The 17,508-nt window shown below is 42.4% G+C and carries 18 protein-coding genes; all 18 read right to left on the reverse strand.

The features are described 5' to 3' along the window. Nucleotides 1–45 precede the first annotated feature (45 nt). Complete coding sequence (locus ACQKIC_RS03115) at nt 46–906, reverse strand: F0F1 ATP synthase subunit gamma (protein WP_402870340.1); 861 nt, start codon at nt 904–906, stop codon at nt 46–48. A gap of 37 nt (nt 907–943) precedes the next feature. Beyond that, nucleotides 944–2,452, reverse strand: coding sequence for a F0F1 ATP synthase subunit alpha (atpA, locus tag ACQKIC_RS03120; protein WP_402870337.1), 1,509 nt, complete (start codon nt 2,450–2,452; stop codon nt 944–946). 24 nt (nt 2,453–2,476) lie between these two features. Beyond that, nucleotides 2,477–3,013 (reverse strand): F0F1 ATP synthase subunit delta, encoded by a 537-nt coding sequence (locus tag ACQKIC_RS03125; protein ID WP_402870336.1) that lies wholly within the window; start codon nt 3,011–3,013, stop codon nt 2,477–2,479. Next, nucleotides 3,010–3,531, reverse strand: a complete 522-nt coding sequence (atpF, locus tag ACQKIC_RS03130) for a F0F1 ATP synthase subunit B (RefSeq protein WP_402870335.1) — start codon at nt 3,529–3,531, stop codon at nt 3,010–3,012. Before atpF ends, ACQKIC_RS03125 begins: the two co-directional genes overlap by 4 nt. A 168-nt stretch (nt 3,532–3,699) precedes the next feature. Next, nucleotides 3,700–3,924 carry a F0F1 ATP synthase subunit C gene (gene atpE / locus ACQKIC_RS03135; protein WP_402870332.1) on the reverse strand — a complete coding sequence of 75 codons (225 nt, stop codon included), beginning with the start codon at nt 3,922–3,924 and terminating at the stop codon, nt 3,700–3,702. Between the two features lie 63 nt (nt 3,925–3,987). After that, the gene (gene atpB, locus ACQKIC_RS03140) at nt 3,988–4,683 is read right to left on the reverse strand and encodes a F0F1 ATP synthase subunit A (protein WP_402870331.1); all 696 of its coding nucleotides are present in this window, start codon (nt 4,681–4,683) and stop codon (nt 3,988–3,990) included. A gap of 22 nt (nt 4,684–4,705) precedes the next feature. Next, entirely contained in the window at nt 4,706–5,074 is a 369-nt protein-coding gene (locus tag ACQKIC_RS03145; RefSeq protein ID WP_402870330.1) for an ATP synthase subunit I, read from the reverse strand. Nucleotides 5,075–5,556: 482 nt separating this feature from the next. Beyond that, the gene (locus tag ACQKIC_RS03150) at nt 5,557–7,782 is read right to left on the reverse strand and encodes a S8 family serine peptidase (RefSeq protein WP_427591710.1); all 2,226 of its coding nucleotides are present in this window, start codon (nt 7,780–7,782) and stop codon (nt 5,557–5,559) included. Nucleotides 7,783–7,880: 98 nt separating this feature from the next. Further along, a complete protein-coding gene (gene wecB, locus ACQKIC_RS03155; RefSeq protein ID WP_402870325.1) occupies nt 7,881–9,020 on the reverse strand; it encodes a non-hydrolyzing UDP-N-acetylglucosamine 2-epimerase in 1,140 nt (379 codons plus the stop codon). A gap of 21 nt (nt 9,021–9,041) precedes the next feature. After that, nucleotides 9,042–9,671 carry a uracil phosphoribosyltransferase gene (gene upp / locus ACQKIC_RS03160; RefSeq protein ID WP_402870323.1) on the reverse strand — a complete coding sequence of 210 codons (630 nt, stop codon included), beginning with the start codon at nt 9,669–9,671 and terminating at the stop codon, nt 9,042–9,044. A gap of 256 nt (nt 9,672–9,927) precedes the next feature. After that, on the reverse strand, nt 9,928–11,169 hold the full coding sequence (glyA, locus tag ACQKIC_RS03165) for a serine hydroxymethyltransferase (RefSeq protein WP_402870321.1): 1,242 nt from the start codon (nt 11,167–11,169) through the stop codon (nt 9,928–9,930). A 350-nt stretch (nt 11,170–11,519) separates the two neighbouring features. Further along, a complete protein-coding gene (locus ACQKIC_RS03170) occupies nt 11,520–12,113 on the reverse strand; it encodes a TIGR01440 family protein (RefSeq protein WP_402990490.1) in 594 nt (197 codons plus the stop codon). A gap of 58 nt (nt 12,114–12,171) precedes the next feature. Then, nucleotides 12,172–12,618, reverse strand: coding sequence for a ribose 5-phosphate isomerase B (rpiB, locus tag ACQKIC_RS03175; protein WP_402870315.1), 447 nt, complete (start codon nt 12,616–12,618; stop codon nt 12,172–12,174). Between the two features lie 127 nt (nt 12,619–12,745). Next, entirely contained in the window at nt 12,746–14,035 is a 1,290-nt protein-coding gene (locus ACQKIC_RS03180; RefSeq protein WP_402870312.1) for a methyl-accepting chemotaxis protein, read from the reverse strand. A gap of 19 nt (nt 14,036–14,054) precedes the next feature. Beyond that, a complete protein-coding gene (locus ACQKIC_RS03185) occupies nt 14,055–14,498 on the reverse strand; it encodes a low molecular weight protein arginine phosphatase (protein WP_402870310.1) in 444 nt (147 codons plus the stop codon). A 214-nt stretch (nt 14,499–14,712) separates the two neighbouring features. Beyond that, a complete protein-coding gene (locus tag ACQKIC_RS03190; RefSeq protein WP_402870307.1) occupies nt 14,713–15,279 on the reverse strand; it encodes a manganese efflux pump MntP family protein in 567 nt (188 codons plus the stop codon). Between the two features lie 87 nt (nt 15,280–15,366). Then, the gene (locus ACQKIC_RS03195; RefSeq protein ID WP_402870304.1) at nt 15,367–16,410 is read right to left on the reverse strand and encodes an L-threonylcarbamoyladenylate synthase; all 1,044 of its coding nucleotides are present in this window, start codon (nt 16,408–16,410) and stop codon (nt 15,367–15,369) included. Between the two features lie 292 nt (nt 16,411–16,702). Then, nucleotides 16,703–17,482: a stage II sporulation protein R gene (gene spoIIR, locus ACQKIC_RS03200; RefSeq protein ID WP_427591709.1), complete on the reverse strand. Its 780-nt coding sequence runs from the start codon at nt 17,480–17,482 to the stop codon at nt 16,703–16,705. Between the last annotated feature and the right edge of the window lie 26 nt (nt 17,483–17,508).

A 17,508-nucleotide genomic window follows, 5' to 3' on the forward strand; every position in this document is an offset into this window, starting at 1 on the left:
TGGAACGGCCAAGCATCGTCCGCCGGACCGCCCCCATCATTACATCTATTCTAAAGCAGCTGCGCCACCGACAATTTCGGTAATTTCTTGAGTGATTGCGGCTTGACGTGCACGGTTATATTGCAATGAAAGTGAATCGATCAATTCTTTCGCATTGTCGGTTGCATTTTTCATTGCTGTCATACGTGCAGAGTGCTCACTTGCTTTACCATCTAACAATGCACCATAAATTAAACTTTCAGCGTACTGAGGAAGTAAAACCTCAAGAATTTCTTCCGCATTCGGTTCAAATTCATAGGATGTCAATTGAGCATTGGAAGTATCAAAGTCCGATAACGGAAGGACTTGCTTTTCCGTTACGTCCTGTTGGATTGGGCTGACATAATGGTTATAGTACATATAAAGCTCATCACACAGTTCATTTAGATACAAATTCACTGTTGATTTAGCAAGTGTGTTGATGTCAGCGAAAGACGGCTGATCAGGAACACCGATTACTTCAAGCTCTACATGCATGCCACGGCTGACAAAGAAATCACGGCCAACCCTTCCGATTGCGATAATGACAAACTCATCATTGGATTTATGGCGTTCAAGAATTGTTTTATGAACTTGACGAAGGACGCTACTGTTGTATGCCCCTGCCAAACCACGGTCCGATGTGATCACCAGGTAACCGGTTTTCTTCACTGGACGCTTGGCAAGCATTGGATGAGATGCATCCGCGCTTCCGTTCGCAATACTAGATACTACTTCTTGAATTTTTTCCATATATGGAACATATGCTTTAGCATTAGCTTCCGCACGGTTCATTTTTGAAGCGGATACCATTTGCATCGCTTTTGTAATTTGACTCGTCTTTTTCGTTGAAGTTATCCGAGACTTAATATCGCGTAAAGAGGCCATTCATTCTCACCACCCTTTAAAAATTATTTAGACCTTATTATTCAGAAATAACGAAGTTCTTTTTGAATTCGTTAATAGCAGCAACCATAGCAGCGTCTTCAGGAAGACCTTTTGTTGTGCGAATGTGATCTAATAATTCTGGATGAGAACGATCTAGGAACACATAGTATTCTTCTTCGAAACGAAGGATATCCGAAACCGGAATATCATCTAGGAAGCCTTTTGTTAATGCGTAGAAAATCATAACTTGTTTTTCTACTTTAATTGGTTTATTCAAATCTTGTTTAAGAACTTCAACTGTACGAGCACCACGGTTAAGTTTAGCTTGAGTAGCAGCATCAAGGTCAGATCCGAATTGAGAGAATGCTTCTAATTCGCGATAAGAAGCCAAGTCAAGACGTAATGTACCGGCAACTTTTTTCATCGCTTTAATTTGCGCAGATCCACCAACACGTGATACGGAAAGACCAGCGTTAATCGCAGGACGTACACCTGAGAAGAACAAATCAGATTGTAAGAAGATTTGTCCATCAGTGATGGAAATAACGTTTGTTGGAATGTATGCAGAAATGTCGCCTGCTTGTGTTTCAACAAATGGTAGTGCAGTGATTGAACCAGCACCTAAAGTGTCGTTCAATTTAGCAGCACGCTCAAGTAAACGTGAATGCAAGTAGAATACATCCCCTGGGAATGCTTCACGACCTGGAGGACGGCGAAGCAGCAAGGAAAGTTCGCGGTATGCAGATGCTTGTTTAGAAAGATCATCGTAAACCACTAGAACGTGCTTGCCTGAGAACATGAATTCTTCAGCCATAGTTACACCAGCATAAGGAGCTAGGTATAATAGTGGAGCTGGTTGAGAAGCTGATGCAGATACAACGATTGTGTAATCTAGAGCACCATTCTTACGTAGTGTTTCAACTGTTCCACGAACTGTTGATTCTTTTTGACCGATAGCTACGTAGATACAGATCATATCTTGGTCAGCTTGGTTCAAGATTGTATCGATTGCAACTGATGTTTTACCAGTTTGACGGTCACCGATGATTAACTCACGTTGTCCACGTCCGATTGGAACAAGAGCATCGATTGCTTTAATACCTGTTTGTAGTGGTTCATGAACGGATTTACGGTCCATAACACCTGTAGCAGGACTTTCGATTGGGCGAGTTTTTGTAGTAGCGATTGGACCAAGACCATCAATAGGTTGTCCAAGCGGGTTTACAACACGTCCGATTAATTCTTCTCCAACTGGTACTTCCATGATTCTGCCCGTACGGCGTACTTCACTGCCTTCTTGAATATCTCTGAAAGGTCCAAGAATAACAACACCTACGTTATTTTGCTCAAGGTTTTGTGCTAATCCCATTGAACCATTAGAAAATTCTAAGAGCTCCCCAGCCATTGCATTATCTAAACCATGAACGCGAGCGATACCATCACCAACAGTGATAACTGTACCTACATCGCTTACTTTAATTTCCGACTGATAGTTTTCAATCTGCTTTTTAATCAGCGCACTGATTTCTTCAGCTTTGATGCTCATGAATTTCACCCCTATCTGTGAATATTAACCTAATAGTTGTTTGCTTAGGCGATCAAGCTTACCGCTAATCGTTCCGTCGTAAATACGGTTACCGATTTGAAGTTTGATGCCGCCAAGAATATTGCTATCCGTAACATTAGTGATGCGTAAATGTTTTTTGCCGATTTTTGCAGCAAAAGATGAAGACACAGCTTCCATTTCGTTTTCAGTTAATGGACGTACTGTATAGACTGTAGCGTCTGCCACTGAATTTTCTTCATTCGCAAGTTCTATAAACTCTTGTGCCATGGCAGATACTTCATCTGTACGATGACGTTCTACCATTAACAGTACAGTGTTTAGAATGGAAGGAGAAATGCTTGTAAAAGCATTGATAAGTACAGTACGCTTAGCATCTTTAGTCATTTTAGGATGAGCTAAAAAGCTTAATAGCTCATTATCGTTTGTAAAAACTTCATTCACTACGCGAAGTTCAGCTTCAAGTTGGTTAATGAGATTTTGCTCTTTCGCAATTTGGAAAAGGGCAACGGCATAACGTTTTGCTACTGTTATATCGCTCATTTACCTTCTCCTGCCTCTTGAATGTATTCATTAATCAATTGCTCTTGATCAGCTTCAGATAGTTCTTTTTCAATTACTTTAGAAGCAATAAGAACGGATAAAGATGCCACTTGCTCGCGTAATGCATTGATGGCTTTTTCTTTTTCCTGTACGATTTCACGCTTCGCTGATTCTTTCACACGATCAGCCTCAAGACGTGCTTGTTTCACGATATCTTCACGCTGCGCTTCACCTTGAAGTTTTGCATTTTCGATAAGTTGTCCAGCTTCAGTGCGAGATTGCTTAACGATCTCACGTTGTTCTTCTAAATATTTAAGTGCTTCTTGTCTGCTAGCTTCAGCTGCTTGAATTTCATTTGCAACGTGTTCTTCACGTTGAGTCATGATGCCCATTAGAGGACCCCATGCAAATTTCTTCAGCAACGCTAACAAAATAATAAACATAACTAATTGGAAAATCATATCTCCGCCATTGAAGCCGGCAGTTGATGACCCAAGTACAAAGCTGCTTGTTAACACGCTTGGTTCACTCCCTTCACGAGTTTCACTTCTTAAGCGTTCATTTATAAATGAACTTTTAGAAAACTGTGCTCTTAAAATGTATTAAAACAGGATTGTGGACATAAAGGAAAGGCGAAGGTTCACATGGAACGAACTTCGCCATTTTTGAACTTTTTAAAGGTTCTATTAACTACCGTATACCATGAATGCGATAACTACTGCGATGATAGGCATCGCCTCAACTAAACCTACCCCGATGAACATTGTAGTTTGAAGCATACCGCGAGCTTCTGGTTGACGAGCGATACCTTCTACTGTTCTTGAAACGATAAGACCATTACCAATACCAGCACCTAGTGCTGCTAAACCAATTGCGATTGCTGCTGCAAGAAGACCTACTGAACCTGTCATTATAAATATCCTCCTTAAAATTGTATCAAAATTTTATTATTTCAGTTCAAAATGAACTTATAATTAATGGTCGTCACTGACTTTATGAGACAGATAAACCATTGTTAACGTAACAAAGATAAATGCTTGGATACTGCCGACGAAAATACTATAGCCTTGCCATACTAAAGTAGGAACGATCGCTCCGACAAAACCTAGAGCTCCACTCATAGCTAAAGAACCAGCTAATAGACTTAATAAAACCTCACCAGCATAAATATTACCATACAGACGCAGACCAAGTGTCAAGGAATTGGTAAATTCCTCTACAAAAGTCATTGGGTTTTTATAAGCTTTGAAATAACCCTTCGCGCCTTTCATTTTTATAGCATAATAATGCGTTAAACCTAGGACCATGACTGCAAGAGTCAATGTGATAACTGGGTCGGCTGTTGGTGATTTCCACCAAAGGACACCATCGTAACTAATTGCAAATGGAAGACCGAGCATATTGGACACAAAAATGTACATCAGCAAAGTCATACCAAGCAGTTGAAACTGACCACCTGTTCTCCAGTCCATGTTACTATTGATAATACCCTTAACGAAATCCATAATCCATTCCATGAAATTCTGCATGCCAGTTGGCTTCATCGCAAGTTTGCGTGTGCTAATTACTGCAAGGATAAATACAACCAGGCTTGCTATCGTTATCATTAGGACATTACTTAAGTTAAAGGTTAGACCCATAAATTCATGTAAGGGTGCTTCATGATTCAACTATATTCACCTCTCTTCCCCGCTATCGACGTATTAATTGGATGAAAAAATCTATAAAAATGACAATATAAGCTGTCATTAATCCCCATACAACACTAATCAGATGAAAATGCTCCGGATATTCCAATGCAACGAGTACCGCAAAACCTGCGGATGCCATTCGTGTCAATGTACCAAGAGATTTGACTTTTTTGCCCTCATCAAGCGCTCGACTGAATTTCTTGATTTTTTGATTGATCAGCCATAAATTATATAAACTCAAAATCGTACCCAGTATAAGCCCCGCAAACACGGCTTGGTAACTCGTAAGTCCCCATCCAACAACATAAACCGCCAGAAGATAAACTATATATTTACTCTGCCTGTTGAACATGATTTTTATTTCTGGCATTTTACATTTAATCTCCTGAGAAATATTTTCGTACTGAATGGAGCATTGCTTGTAAACTAACTGACGCAAGTTCACAAAGAAGGCCAATTATTATAATTGCAGCGGTTCGAATCATAGTTCGTCCATTCATTTCCCTTAGAAGGTGAAATGGATTGACAAAAGATCCGACTAGTTGAGAAAGAATCGCTGACATCAAAACAACAGCCCCTGCCATAAAGGAAGGCAATTCTTTTGATGCAAAGTTGCATCCTCGCGGTTGAATTTGGTGGAGGATAGAAAAAAAATCCATGCTGTAAAATTCTGCATGTCGGGCATTTGAAAACCCTCTCATTTTACATCCTTAGTTAGCATACAATAGGCTAGAATCAATGTCAATGTGTCGTTAGTGAAATTTGTCACAGGTTTGTAAATATTACTGAATTGTTCACAGAATATCTTTTTTTGACTATTGACATCAGTTTTATTTTACACATCTGTCATGTTCACTCAATAAGTAACGTCTTTTCTATCCGATCTTCCCTTCCTCCCCTCCTCGCAAAGATAATCGCTTTATACACTCCATTGGGTGGTAAATCCTTTTTGAAAATGGTTTTTTTCGTCATACCGGATGAAGCTGGTCTGGACCAATCCATGAACCCCGCAAATCTCAGACTATCTGCCTCATAGAGTGCAATCCCGAATTCCTCTGCTCCACGAGGGAGATACATTTCATAACGGTACGTGCTGGCTTGATCTCCTTTTCCGAATTCAAATCCCATCACCCTTGGGTAATCGGGCTCTTCTTTTACATATAAATAAGGGAGCGATATTTTCTTATTACCTTCCATTATGAAGAGATAGCCATCATACACACCCTTACTAAGTTTCTCTGGACTTACTTGAAGCCCCAATTGCACTTCCTTCTTTTCCCCAGGGTTTAAAGTAAGGGATTGTGGCAAATCCCAATTCAGCCCTTTTTCTTGTAAAGGAACGATCATCGTGTACCGTTTTTTATTCTTTCCTGTATTTTCAAGAATCAATGCTTGTTGGTGCTCCTCGATACCATCCCTTTTAGTGTACATTCCAAATGATAAGGAACTCGGGTATAAGAGTGTATCCGCTTTTATCGCTTCATCAATTTGGATTCGCCCTGCCCCTTGCTCATAGGTATGATACAAATGCTGAACGGATTTACTTAATGGCTTGGACGTGCTCATCAATGCAGACTTCACTTGTTCGGGTGTCCAGTTCGGGTGCTTTTGCAAGATAAGTGCACATGCTCCGGCTACATGCGGAGCGGACATGCTCGTTCCCGCTAGAGCCATGTACCCTTTTGGAATTGTGCTCGTGATTTCCACTCCTGGGGCAAGCACATCTGGCTTAATATCCCATGACACCGTCACAGGACCTCTTGAGCTAAAATCAGCCAGCCTATCTTGTTCCTTCTTGTTTACAAAGTGAACTTTTCCATGTGCTTGACCTTCCAAATCCTTTTTAAGGCGTAACCCATGTTTTCTTTTAATAGAAGCAACTGGTATTCTCATCTCTTTCTCCAGGCTACCTGTGAACATACCATTTGTATTATTAAAGATGATGACGCCCTTGGCCCCAGCCTTCTCAGCATTGGTCGCTTTTTCTTGAAAAGTGAGTACTCCGCGCTCCATTAAAACAATCTTATCCTTCGCCCTCTTTAGGTCACTTTCCTCCCCAATACCCCCATACATGATATCTTCCGAAAAGGTCAGATTCCATTTTTTCGACCCTTGCAACAAGGTTAAATCTGATTGATAGTGGTTTGAACCAAGCCCGTATTCCATAACAGGCACTTTCAAAGGAGGAGTCGAGGCCCCGACGGATATCGCTTTCTCCGCCGTTCCGGGTGATCCGACCGTCCATACGGCCGGACCTGAATTACCATTGGATGTGACAGCAACAATTCCGGATTCCACCGCCTTATTTAGTGCAAGTGAAATCGGTAAATCAGGTCCGTTAATATCATTCCCAAGAGAAAGATTCAAAACATCGACTTTATCCTTGATGGCCGACTCGACGGCCGCCAAAACTTGCTCAGTATCTCCTGCCCCGCCAGGTCCTAATGCACGGTAAGCATAGATTTCAGCTTCCGGAGCCACTCCCCTCATCTTGCCATTTGCGGCAATGATGCCAGCCACATGAGTTCCATGAATCGTGTTCATTTCCCCCTGATTCGTTGTCTCCATCGGGTCAGAATCGTCATCCACTAAGTCCTTTCCGCCTCTGTACGCATGCTGTAAATCCGGATGGGTATAATCCATTCCCGTATCGATAATACCGACCTTCACTCCTTTTCCAGTTATACGACGATGTTTCTGATCGAAAAAGCTCCTTACCCGATCGCCGCCAATATATGGGACGCTTTCATCAAGCGCCGGATGATATTTTGACACTTCCGAAACAGCTTGAATATGATCCTCCTTCCAAAGCCGCTTAACCTCCTCCCTGTTCCCCTGTACGGAAAATCCGTCAAGGGCGACCGTAAAAACATTGCGCAGATTCAATGATGGATATTTAGAAAGTACCTTTATAATCTCCCTATTGCTTAGCGGTCGATCCGTCGTGACAACAGCCCTAACTTTTTTGGATTCAGCCGTTTTGGGTAGGGGGGGCAGTATGACAGACGCCACTCCCCTTTCAATCGGAAGGGGGAATGTGGATAAAAAAATAAATATACCTATAATGATTGCTCTCATTTTTGTGCACCCTCCTTCCCCATTATCTTCTTCTCAACGATTGAGGAGTATACAATAAAAAAAGGAAAAGCCCTTGGATATTGGCTTTTCCTTTTTTATTATTCAAATCTTGTTGGTGGTTCACTTATTTGCTTGAAATAGTATCGGACCGCTTCAGCAATCCGGGCTGATGCGTTGCCGTCACCATATGGATTTGAGGCCTTTGACATTCTTTCGTGCTCTTCGGGATCGTTCAGCAATTCATGCGCCATTTGTACAATTGTCCGCTCGTCCGTTCCTGCCAGCTTCAAGGTACCCGCGTTGATTCCTTCAGGACGTTCAGTCGTATCCCGCAATACAAGGACAGGGACCCCTAGTGAAGGGGCCTCTTCTTGAATCCCGCCGGAATCCGTCAGAATCAAATACGCTCTGGAAGCAAAGTTATGAAAATCCAAAACATCCAGCGGTTCAATTAAATGGACACGGGGATGATCGCCGAGAATCTCATTGGCAAGTTCTTGTACAGCAGGATTCAAGTGTACTGGATAAACCACTTGAACATCTTCATGGTCCGCCACGATTCTTTTAACGGCCCTGAAGATATTGCGCATCGGCTCTCCTAGATTTTCCCTACGATGGGCCGTCAGTAAAACGAGCCTGTCTTTGCCCAACCCAGTTAAAACCGGATGGGAATACGTGGAGCGAACCGTCGTTTTCAAAGCATCCGTTGCCGTATTACCGGTCACGAAGATATTGCCTCTCTTGTTTTCATTCAACAAGTTCTCTTCCGCTTTGGCAGTCGGTGCGAAATGAAGGTCAGCCATCGTGCCCGTTAATTGGCGGTTCATCTCTTCAGGGTAAGGGGAATATTTATTCCACGTACGCAACCCCGCTTCCACATGTCCAATGACGATTTGATTATAAAAGGCGGCTAAGCTCGCAACAAAAGTTGTGGTGGTATCACCGTGTACCAGAACAATATCGGGTTTGGCTTCTTTCATTACGGAATCAAGCCCACTTAAAGCCCTGGTTGTAATATCCGCTAACGTTTGCCTTTCCTTCATTATATTCAAGTCATAATCGGGAACGATGGAAAACAAGTCCAAAACTTGATCTAGCATTTGTCGATGCTGTGCCGTTACAGCAACTATAGGTTCGAAAAATTCTGGGTGCTTTTGAAATTCGAGTACTAAGGGAGCCATTTTGACAGCTTCCGGCCTCGTTCCGAAAATCGTCATGACCTTGATCGGTTGTTTCATTCGTGACACCTCAGTTTCTTTCTATTTTGTGCCGAATAAACGATCTCCTGCGTCACCTAGACCTGGAACGATATATCCGTGTTCATCCAACTTCTCATCAAGTCCTGCAATGTAAATATCAACATCCGGATGTGCTTCTTTTAATGCTTCCACTCCCTCTGGAGCCGCAATGAGACACATGAACTTGATATTGATTGCCCCACGGTTCTTAATCGAATTGATCGCTTCAATAGCAGAACCGCCCGTAGCTAACATTGGGTCAACAACAATACATTCTCTTTCAGCCAAATCGCTTGGCATTTTCACATAGTATTCAACAGGTTTTAATGTTTCAGGGTCACGGTATAGACCCACATGTCCTACTTTTGCAGCTGGGATCAACTTAATGATTCCGTCAACCATCCCTATTCCCGCACGTAGGATCGGAACGATGCCCACTTTCTTACCGGCAAGCATTTTCACCTTCGCCTTGCTTACAGGTGTTTGGATTTCAACTTCTTCAAGTTGCATGTCTCTAGTGATTTCAAATGCCATCAATGATGCCACTTCATCCACTAGTTCACGGAATTCCTTTGTTCCTGTATTTATATCGCGTATATAAGCTAATTTGTGTTGAATTAACGGGTGGTCAAAAACAAAAACTTTTCCCATTTTTCATCTCTCCCATTCCAGTGCCTGATTTTGTTTATATTTCATACTTGCCATAGTCATCTAAAGTCTTTTTATGCCCTTTAAATTTCACTTCTACTCATTTTACAGAAAAAAGATTCAATCTTCAATAAGCCTTTAGATGTCAGACCTATTTTTAGTATTTAGATTTTTCGGAACACGATGACTTATATATCTTTTTTCCATCACGTGCACTACGTAAAAAACCACTTCCCCAGAAAGGAAGCGGCTCTACATATTAGAATGAAGGATACAAATCGAATTTACTTGTCAAAGCTTCAACGCGTTGTTTCGCTTCTTCAAGTTTCGCTTCATCTTCATTATTTTTCAAAACAAGACCAATGAGTGACGCAATTTCATCCATGTCTTCTAACCCGAAGCCACGAGAAGTCACGGCCGCCGTTCCGATACGGATACCACTTGTAACGAATGGTTTTTCCGGATCATAAGGAATTGCGTTTTTATTGACGGTGATTCCGATTTCATCCAATGCTTTTTCTGCAATCTTTCCTGTAAGTCCTGTTGAACGAACATCAAGTAAGATTAAATGATTATCCGTACCGTCAGATACAAGTGTGAATCCTTCTTTCTTAAGACCTTCACCCAAGCGTTTAGCATTATCGATGATTTGTTGAGCATATCCTTTAAAATCATCTTGAAGCGCTTCACCGAATGCCACTGCCTTAGCCGCAATAACATGCATTAACGGGCCGCCTTGAATACCAGGGAAGATAGATTTATCGATTTTCTTGCCGAACTCTTCTTTACAAATAATCATTCCGCCACGTGGTCCGCGAAGTGTTTTATGGGTTGTTGTCGTTACGAAATCAGCATATGGAACTGGGCTTGGATGCAAACCTGCAGCCACTAAACCGGCGATATGTGCCATGTCCACCATTAAATATGCTCCAACTTCATCGGCAATTTCACGGAAGCGTTTAAAGTCAATTTCACGTGGATATGCGCTAGCACCCGCTACGATCAATTTCGGTTTATGCTGACGGGCTTTTTCCAATACATCATTATAATCGATACGGTGATCTTTTTCGTCCACACCATATTCAACGAAGTTATAGTTCACTCCACTGAAGTTAACAGGACTGCCGTGCGTTAAGTGGCCACCATGGGAAAGGTTCATCCCAAGCACTGTGTCACCTGTTTGAAGAACAGTAAAGTAAACGGCCATATTCGCTTGGGCACCAGAGTGAGGTTGTACATTTACATACTCGCCACCAAATATTTCCTTTGCGCGATCGCGTGCCAAGTCTTCTACGATGTCGACATATTCACATCCACCATAGTAACGTTTCCCAGGATACCCTTCAGCATATTTATTCGTTAGAACAGATCCTTGAGCCTCCATGACAGCTTCACTAACGAAGTTCTCAGATGCAATAAGCTCAATCTTGCTTCTTTGTCGCCCTAATTCCAGTTGGATTGCGTTAAATACTTGTTCATCTTGTTTTGCCAAACGATTCATTCCGTAACTCCTCCTCAAATTGTGCGGGATTATTCGCTTTTTCCATTATGTACAACATGCCCTCAAAAGGACATGAAAAAGCCTCAGCTATAATTGTTTGAAAATTCTACTCTATTTTAACATGTCTATTTTAGAAGTGGTAGTTTATTTTTATCGAATATTCCTTCTATAATATTAAAATATTGTTCGTATTTTATAGAGTTTTCCCGAAAAAACCCTTAGTATCCTTAGATTTAATCAGCAAAAAAAACATTTTCCATACAATCAATTTGCGATTATTTAAGATTGTTCCTCTGTTATTTGAAAACAGCATCCCCTCATTAAAGGAATGCTGTTTGCCTTTTTAATTATCATGTACAACTCTTATTTATAGAAGCAGCTTGATAAACGGCCCGTTCCCCACCAATTAGTTTAGGACGGGTTCTAGCCATTGTCACATGGGCATGGCCTATTTCCTTAATGGATGTTCTAACTGGAACAGCTACATGTTTCAAATGCATGCCGATAAACGTATCGCCAATATCAATCCCTGCATCCGCCTTGATGTGCTCGACAACTACAGCATCATCCCATTGCTGATAAGCGTGGGTGGCCATTGACCCTCCAGCTGTGCGCACGGGTACAACCGCAACTTCTTCATAGCCTCGTGAATCCGCCGACTCCCTTGGGAGGACGAGCGCCCTATTCAAGTGTTCACAACACTGATAGGCAACCTGCACTCCGGTTTCTTCTTGAAATTCCTTCACTACAGAAAAAAGCATGCCCGCCACATCAACCGATCCTTCGGTACCAATCCGTTTCCCGGCCACTTCACTTGTAGAGCAACCAATTACAAGTAGCTGGCGCTTCCCTAAAGCGGCGGTTTCCTGGAACTCCTGTAACAGTTTTTGAAACTGGTTTTTCCATATCTCAAGCTCTTCTGATAATAAAGCATCACTTGTCATGAAAAACGCATCCTTTCATTGTGGATACCTCGCATTAGCATTACGGATGATGAATGACTTAGTTACTTTTGTCCTCATACTCTGCAATCTTGCCAATCCGATTTTGGTGACGACCGCCCTCAAATTCATAAGTCAACCATGTTTGGGCTATCTCCCTTGCAAGACCAGGCCCAATGACACGTTCCCCCATCGCTAACACATTGCTGTCATTATGCTGACGGGTCAATTTTGCACTATACACATCATGAACCAGCGCACAACGTATCCCTTTGACTTTATTGGCAGCAATGCTCATTCCGATGCCTGTACCACAGATTAGGATGCCTCGATCAAATTCGCCTTTCGCCACTTTTTCAGCAACCGGCAGGGCAAAGTCGGGATAATCCACGGATGTACTGCATTCACAGCCGAAATCCTCATATGGAATATTCAACTCATTCATCAAGTTCTTTATTTCTTCACGGATTTGAATTCCTCCATGGTCTGAAGCAATTGCAACTTTCATAATAAAGTCCTCCTAGATGTTCTCATTTATTTTTATTGTGTCACAAAGTTATGAAAAGATAAAGGGAAGCAGGTCCCCTCTATACAAAAGCAGGAAATCAGCGACTGATTTCCTGCAAGGAAGCGGTTTACGTATGAAAACGGGTGATGGTCTGCTTAAGTTTGTCGGCTTGATCCTTAAGTTCCATGGCCAACTTATCTACATTTTCCATAACGGAAGCCTGTTCATGGGTTGCAGCCGTGACTTCTTCTGCACCAGCGGATGTCTCTTCAGCAATGGCAGCGACTTCCTGTGACTGCCTGGATGTTTCCTCCACACTTTCCATCTGACGATCAACAAGCTCGGTAATATCCTTGACCGCTACGACAACGTTATGTACCGTTTTTGTCATGCCTTCGATCGCTATGTCTGTATCGGTCCCTTTTTGCGCTTCTTTATTCGCCGATACCACCTGCTCACTGATTTGTTTGACGACCGCCTGAACTTCAACTTGAATGTTTTGGATAAGACTTGAAATGCCCTGAACAGCTTTCGCGCTCTCATCCGCCAAGAGACGGACTTCCTCTGCTACAACGGCAAATCCTTTACCGTGTTCTCCGGCTCGGGCTGCTTCAATCGAGGCATTCAAGGCCAAAAGATTGGTCTGAGCTGCGATATCACCGACGAGTTCAATGATTTGTTCTACCTTTTTCGCATTTTCCTCCAAGCGCTTCACCGTTTTGAGTGACTCTTGGTTTTCTTGAGCCAATTGTTTAATACCGGAAACCAAGGAATTGACGACTTCCTTACTCTGAAACAGTTCTTCCGCCATTTCACTTGACAGTCCAACTGATGCCTTCGCCTTGCTTTGAACCTGCTGCGCAATCATGATGACATCATCGATGGATTCAGCCGTATTCATGATGGAGACTGCCGAGTTGTCGGCACCTTTGGATATTTCCTCAATGGTCCTTGCTATGTTCTCAGCCTGGTCCGAAGCTCTCGAAGACTCTTGGGAGATATGAATGACTTTATTATTGGTCTCTTGAAAGTTCTCTTCAATGCTCTGTACCATTTCCCGGAGGTTAAACAGCATCAAGTTAAAAGCCATGCCGAGTGAACGTATCTCATCATCCGCCTTCGATAGGACCACTTCTTCGTTAATGCTTCCTTGTGCTGCACTTAGAGCAACTTTTTCTAACCTTTGTAGTGGTTTAGTAATGACACCGGCTGCAAAAAAGGCGAGAAGGCCCGACCACATTATGCCTAGTAACAACGTAGCAATGCTAAAACTTATCGAACTGATATTTTCAAAAAACATTGGGTGTACAACGAAAATGAAAAATGCCGAGGTTGAATACGTGATTAAAGCAAGGACTGTAATGAAGACAACCAATTTCTTTCGTAAACCAAACTTATAATGTGCTCTTTCTGCCATTCTCTTTCCCCCTGTAGACTTACTCTTTGAGCCTTTTAACCAATTCTACAATTAAACCATGAAGCTCCTTGAACGTTTCCCGATACAGGTTTTCCGAACCGCCAAACGGATCTAGTATGTCTTTATCATATTTATCGTCCTGAATGAATTCTTTTAAAGTGAAAGTTTTGTGATCTATGGTTGGGAATGTATTCAGAATGACCGATTTATGTCCTTCCGTCATCGTAAAAATATGTGTGGCCCAGTCTAAATCCTGCTGGGATAATAGTGTGGAGCGATGGTGATTCCACATATCATTTTCGTCCAATACTCTTTTGGCATATTCTGATGCGTCCTGACCAGGTGTAGCATATACGCCTGCGGACCTCACTTCGATGCCCGATATGTTCTTACTTTTTAAAATTGCTTCAGCCATGGGGCTCCTGCACGTGTTACCGGTGCATACAAACAATACTCGGATCATATGTAACGCCTCCTTTTTTATTCATTATAAGGCATAGATCCGATTTGAATAGTCCATCTAAAAGCCTACTCTTAATTAAAATAACATAAAAAACATCGATAATTTGAATAAAATAAGGCGATTTCATAAACCTTTTTACCTAGTCCTAATAAAAATAAAAACCGCTCCGGCATTCGGAACAGTTTGATGATGAAAAGATAGGATATGAATATGTCTAAAAAGAGAATAATAGCTTTAAGCCGAATGCACATAGAATACTTCCACCAAGGATCTCACTGTATACTCCCAAGAGTCCCTGCATCTTTCTCCCAAGCAGAAGTCCCGCCCACGTTAAAAGAGTGGCGGCAAGGCCAAAGCATAAAATGGTCACGAGCGTTTTCGCCCCATAGATTCCGAGAGTCAAACCCACTGAAAAACTATCCAGGCTCACCCCAAGCGCAAATATGAGCAACCCTTTTCCCACCGGGGCAAGTAGTTTTTGATCTCTGCTCCCTGATTCATTCACCTTCCCGGGTAGGAACATCTGGATGCCAAGAAAAATCAACAAGAGGCCGCCCGCATATGTTGCAAAAGTTCCGAATTTATCAGAGATAAAACGCCCCGCCCCCATTCCAAGCAACGGCATCCATACATGAAAAAAACCGACTGTCAGCCCGATGAAGAAAATCTGCCTGAGCCTTAGCTTGAACATGCCCATTCCCAATCCCACAGAAAAGGCGTCCATGCCTAACGCAAAAGCCATGATCAATAAGGTGATGATTTCCCCAGAAACCGTATTCATTCCAACCCCCCTCGGACGTGCCTACTACATGTTATGCATGTCCGAAAAGAAATAGAAGGAAAAATCCTGTGTTTTAGCTGTGATTATCTATCCCTCGATAGTTTGGTGACCGGCAGCTTTAACGAGCCTGTTCATGATGGCAACGCCAATCCCGGACTCCGGAAACATTTCGCTAAAGATGATATCCGTATCAAGGGCATCAAATTGTCTTAACGTATCGTACAACCCGGCTGCAACCGTATGCAAGTCTGCCAATGATCCAGGCGCTATGACATAATCCGCTTTATATTCAGGTTGATGCTCAGTAGAACATATGACGCCAACTTTCAACCCATCTTTTCTTTTTTCATCCACAAGTCTTTGAAGAAAAGCTTGATTGCCCTTCACTAAAAAAAGTGGCGCTTTCGGTGCATAATGTGTATATTTCATTCCCGGTGCTTTTGGGGCCGCATCTTTACTTTTCAAAGCGACATCATGCCTTACCGTACCGATGACCGCTTCGATTTGTTCGAGTGTAATCCCACCGGGTCTTAATATAACCGGGGTTTCTACGGTACAATCAAGCACTGTGGACTCAACGCCTACCCCTGTTGCCCCGCCATCGACGATACCTGCAATTCGACCTACCAAATCATCTTCGACATGCTTAGCGGTAGTCGGGCTCGGTTTCCCCGAAGTATTTGCACTCGGTGCCGCTATCGGCAAGCCACTCGCCTTAATAAGGGCCAAGGCAATCGGATGATTCGGCATCCTGATTGCAACGGACTCCAAGCCAGCTGTCACTATGTCCGACAACTTTCCAGGTTTTCGTTTCATAATGAGAGTCAATGGCCCCGGCCAAAACTCATCCATCAGTTTCCTTGCTTGTTCTGGGACCTCTTCAACTATCTCGTTTAATTGCTTCTCAGAAGCGATGTGGACAATTAATGGATTGTCACTTGGTCGCCCCTTTGCTTCGAACACTTTTTTTACCGCTTCATCACTTTTTGCATTAGCTCCCAAGCCGTAAACGGTTTCAGTAGGAAAGGCTACCACCTGATTGGCCTCTAATAATTCGGCCGATTGTATGATCTGGGGATAACTTTGTAAATTATCCACATCTTTATCCACTAACCAGACTTTCGTTTCCATTATTAACACCTTCACTTTTTTACTTATCTTATTTTTGATAATTGCTTATATATGAACGGTTTTTCAGCCGTTTTAGATGGTTTTTGCTTAAAAGATACTTTGAAAGTATAAAAGAAGTATACACAATATTCAAGTGTTATCCACAAATTGTGGGTAACTACAAGTAAACTGTGGATAATATTGTGGATATTGGCCATTAAAGACTGACTTTTTCGATATTTTGTTAATATGCCTGTGGATATGTACGGTTTTCCCTTTCTAAACCTGAAAATTGGGGACAGTTGCCCCCATTTCAAAAAATCTCATGGAAAATTTCCGCAAAAAGTGACTTCACTTCAACTTCGGATTCATCTTCTCCGTCGTACACTTGTTGTCCCTTATCGGCAGAGGCCGTATATTCGGCATTCTCTACTTCTTCATCCTCTTCTCTAGCCTCCTCCTTCACCCCTTCTACTATCTTATCCTTCGCTTTTGCTTTCGTGTCCTTTACAGCCGCGGACACTTTTGCCTTTTCCACCGTCACCGTTTCCTTTTCTTCATCCTCTACAATAGGACTTTGGCTTACTGCCGTACCGTTTGAAAAATCAAGGAAGCATAATGGAGGAAACAACACACACCACCAGTTAGCCCCTTCCCCTTCACCAAGCGTAATGATCACCGCTTCGTACTCACCTGCAGGGTATAAATACTGGCCATAAAGCTTTGTGGGAAACTCCGCTTGTCCAAAATCCACGGAAACGGACTGCTCCAAACCATTCTCCTTTACCACTTCCATGGCCGTGGCCTCAATATCACCCAAATGGGATTGAATTACTTTTCTCGCTTCATCTAATGAGGTAAGATCTTTTACCCACTCGGTAATATCGGCATTCACTTCGTCACGGATCAGGCGTTTAACGGATTGGTCCGCTTCCTTATCGCTGTTAGCCAAAATCCTAAGACGAATCGCCTCATCCGGTATGACCATGGTCGCCTCGGTTCCGACCGCTTCCGCTTTCGGCATGTATATACTTATAATCGTTCCTATTGTTAAGATTAATAGATAAATAATGGCTAAATGTTTAGTTTTCATTACTCTCGCCCCCCTCATACAAACTA

The organism is Peribacillus sp. NPDC046944 (genome assembly GCF_050272735.1).
In the GTDB taxonomy this organism is placed as follows: domain Bacteria; phylum Bacillota; class Bacilli; order Bacillales; family DSM-1321; genus Peribacillus.

What these genes read in the sequence shown, in the direction of transcription:
- ACQKIC_RS03115 (WP_402870340.1), bottom strand. Translation starts at nt 906, where the DNA reads ATGGCCTCTTTACGCGATATTAAGTCTCGGATAACTTCAACGAAAAAG.
- atpA (WP_402870337.1), bottom strand. Translation starts at nt 2,452, where the DNA reads ATGAGCATCAAAGCTGAAGAAATCAGTGCGCTGATTAAAAAGCAGATT.
- ACQKIC_RS03125 (WP_402870336.1), bottom strand. Translation starts at nt 3,013, where the DNA reads ATGAGCGATATAACAGTAGCAAAACGTTATGCCGTTGCCCTTTTCCAA.
- atpE (WP_402870332.1), bottom strand. Translation starts at nt 3,924, where the DNA reads ATGACAGGTTCAGTAGGTCTTCTTGCAGCAGCAATCGCAATTGGTTTA.
- ACQKIC_RS03145 (WP_402870330.1), bottom strand. Translation starts at nt 5,074, where the DNA reads ATGCCAGAAATAAAAATCATGTTCAACAGGCAGAGTAAATATATAGTT.
- ACQKIC_RS03150 (WP_427591710.1), bottom strand. Translation starts at nt 7,782, where the DNA reads ATGAGAGCAATCATTATAGGTATATTTATTTTTTTATCCACATTCCCC.
- wecB (WP_402870325.1), bottom strand. Translation starts at nt 9,020, where the DNA reads ATGAAACAACCGATCAAGGTCATGACGATTTTCGGAACGAGGCCGGAA.
- upp (WP_402870323.1), bottom strand. Translation starts at nt 9,671, where the DNA reads ATGGGAAAAGTTTTTGTTTTTGACCACCCGTTAATTCAACACAAATTA.
- glyA (WP_402870321.1), bottom strand. Translation starts at nt 11,169, where the DNA reads ATGAATCGTTTGGCAAAACAAGATGAACAAGTATTTAACGCAATCCAA.
- ACQKIC_RS03170 (WP_402990490.1), bottom strand. Translation starts at nt 12,113, where the DNA reads ATGACAAGTGATGCTTTATTATCAGAAGAGCTTGAGATATGGAAAAAC.
- rpiB (WP_402870315.1), bottom strand. Translation starts at nt 12,618, where the DNA reads ATGAAAGTTGCAATTGCTTCAGACCATGGAGGAATTCAAATCCGTGAA.
- ACQKIC_RS03180 (WP_402870312.1), bottom strand. Translation starts at nt 14,035, where the DNA reads ATGGCAGAAAGAGCACATTATAAGTTTGGTTTACGAAAGAAATTGGTT.
- ACQKIC_RS03185 (WP_402870310.1), bottom strand. Translation starts at nt 14,498, where the DNA reads ATGATCCGAGTATTGTTTGTATGCACCGGTAACACGTGCAGGAGCCCC.
- ACQKIC_RS03190 (WP_402870307.1), bottom strand. Translation starts at nt 15,279, where the DNA reads ATGAATACGGTTTCTGGGGAAATCATCACCTTATTGATCATGGCTTTT.
- ACQKIC_RS03195 (WP_402870304.1), bottom strand. Translation starts at nt 16,410, where the DNA reads ATGGAAACGAAAGTCTGGTTAGTGGATAAAGATGTGGATAATTTACAA.
- spoIIR (WP_427591709.1), bottom strand. Translation starts at nt 17,482, where the DNA reads ATGAAAACTAAACATTTAGCCATTATTTATCTATTAATCTTAACAATA.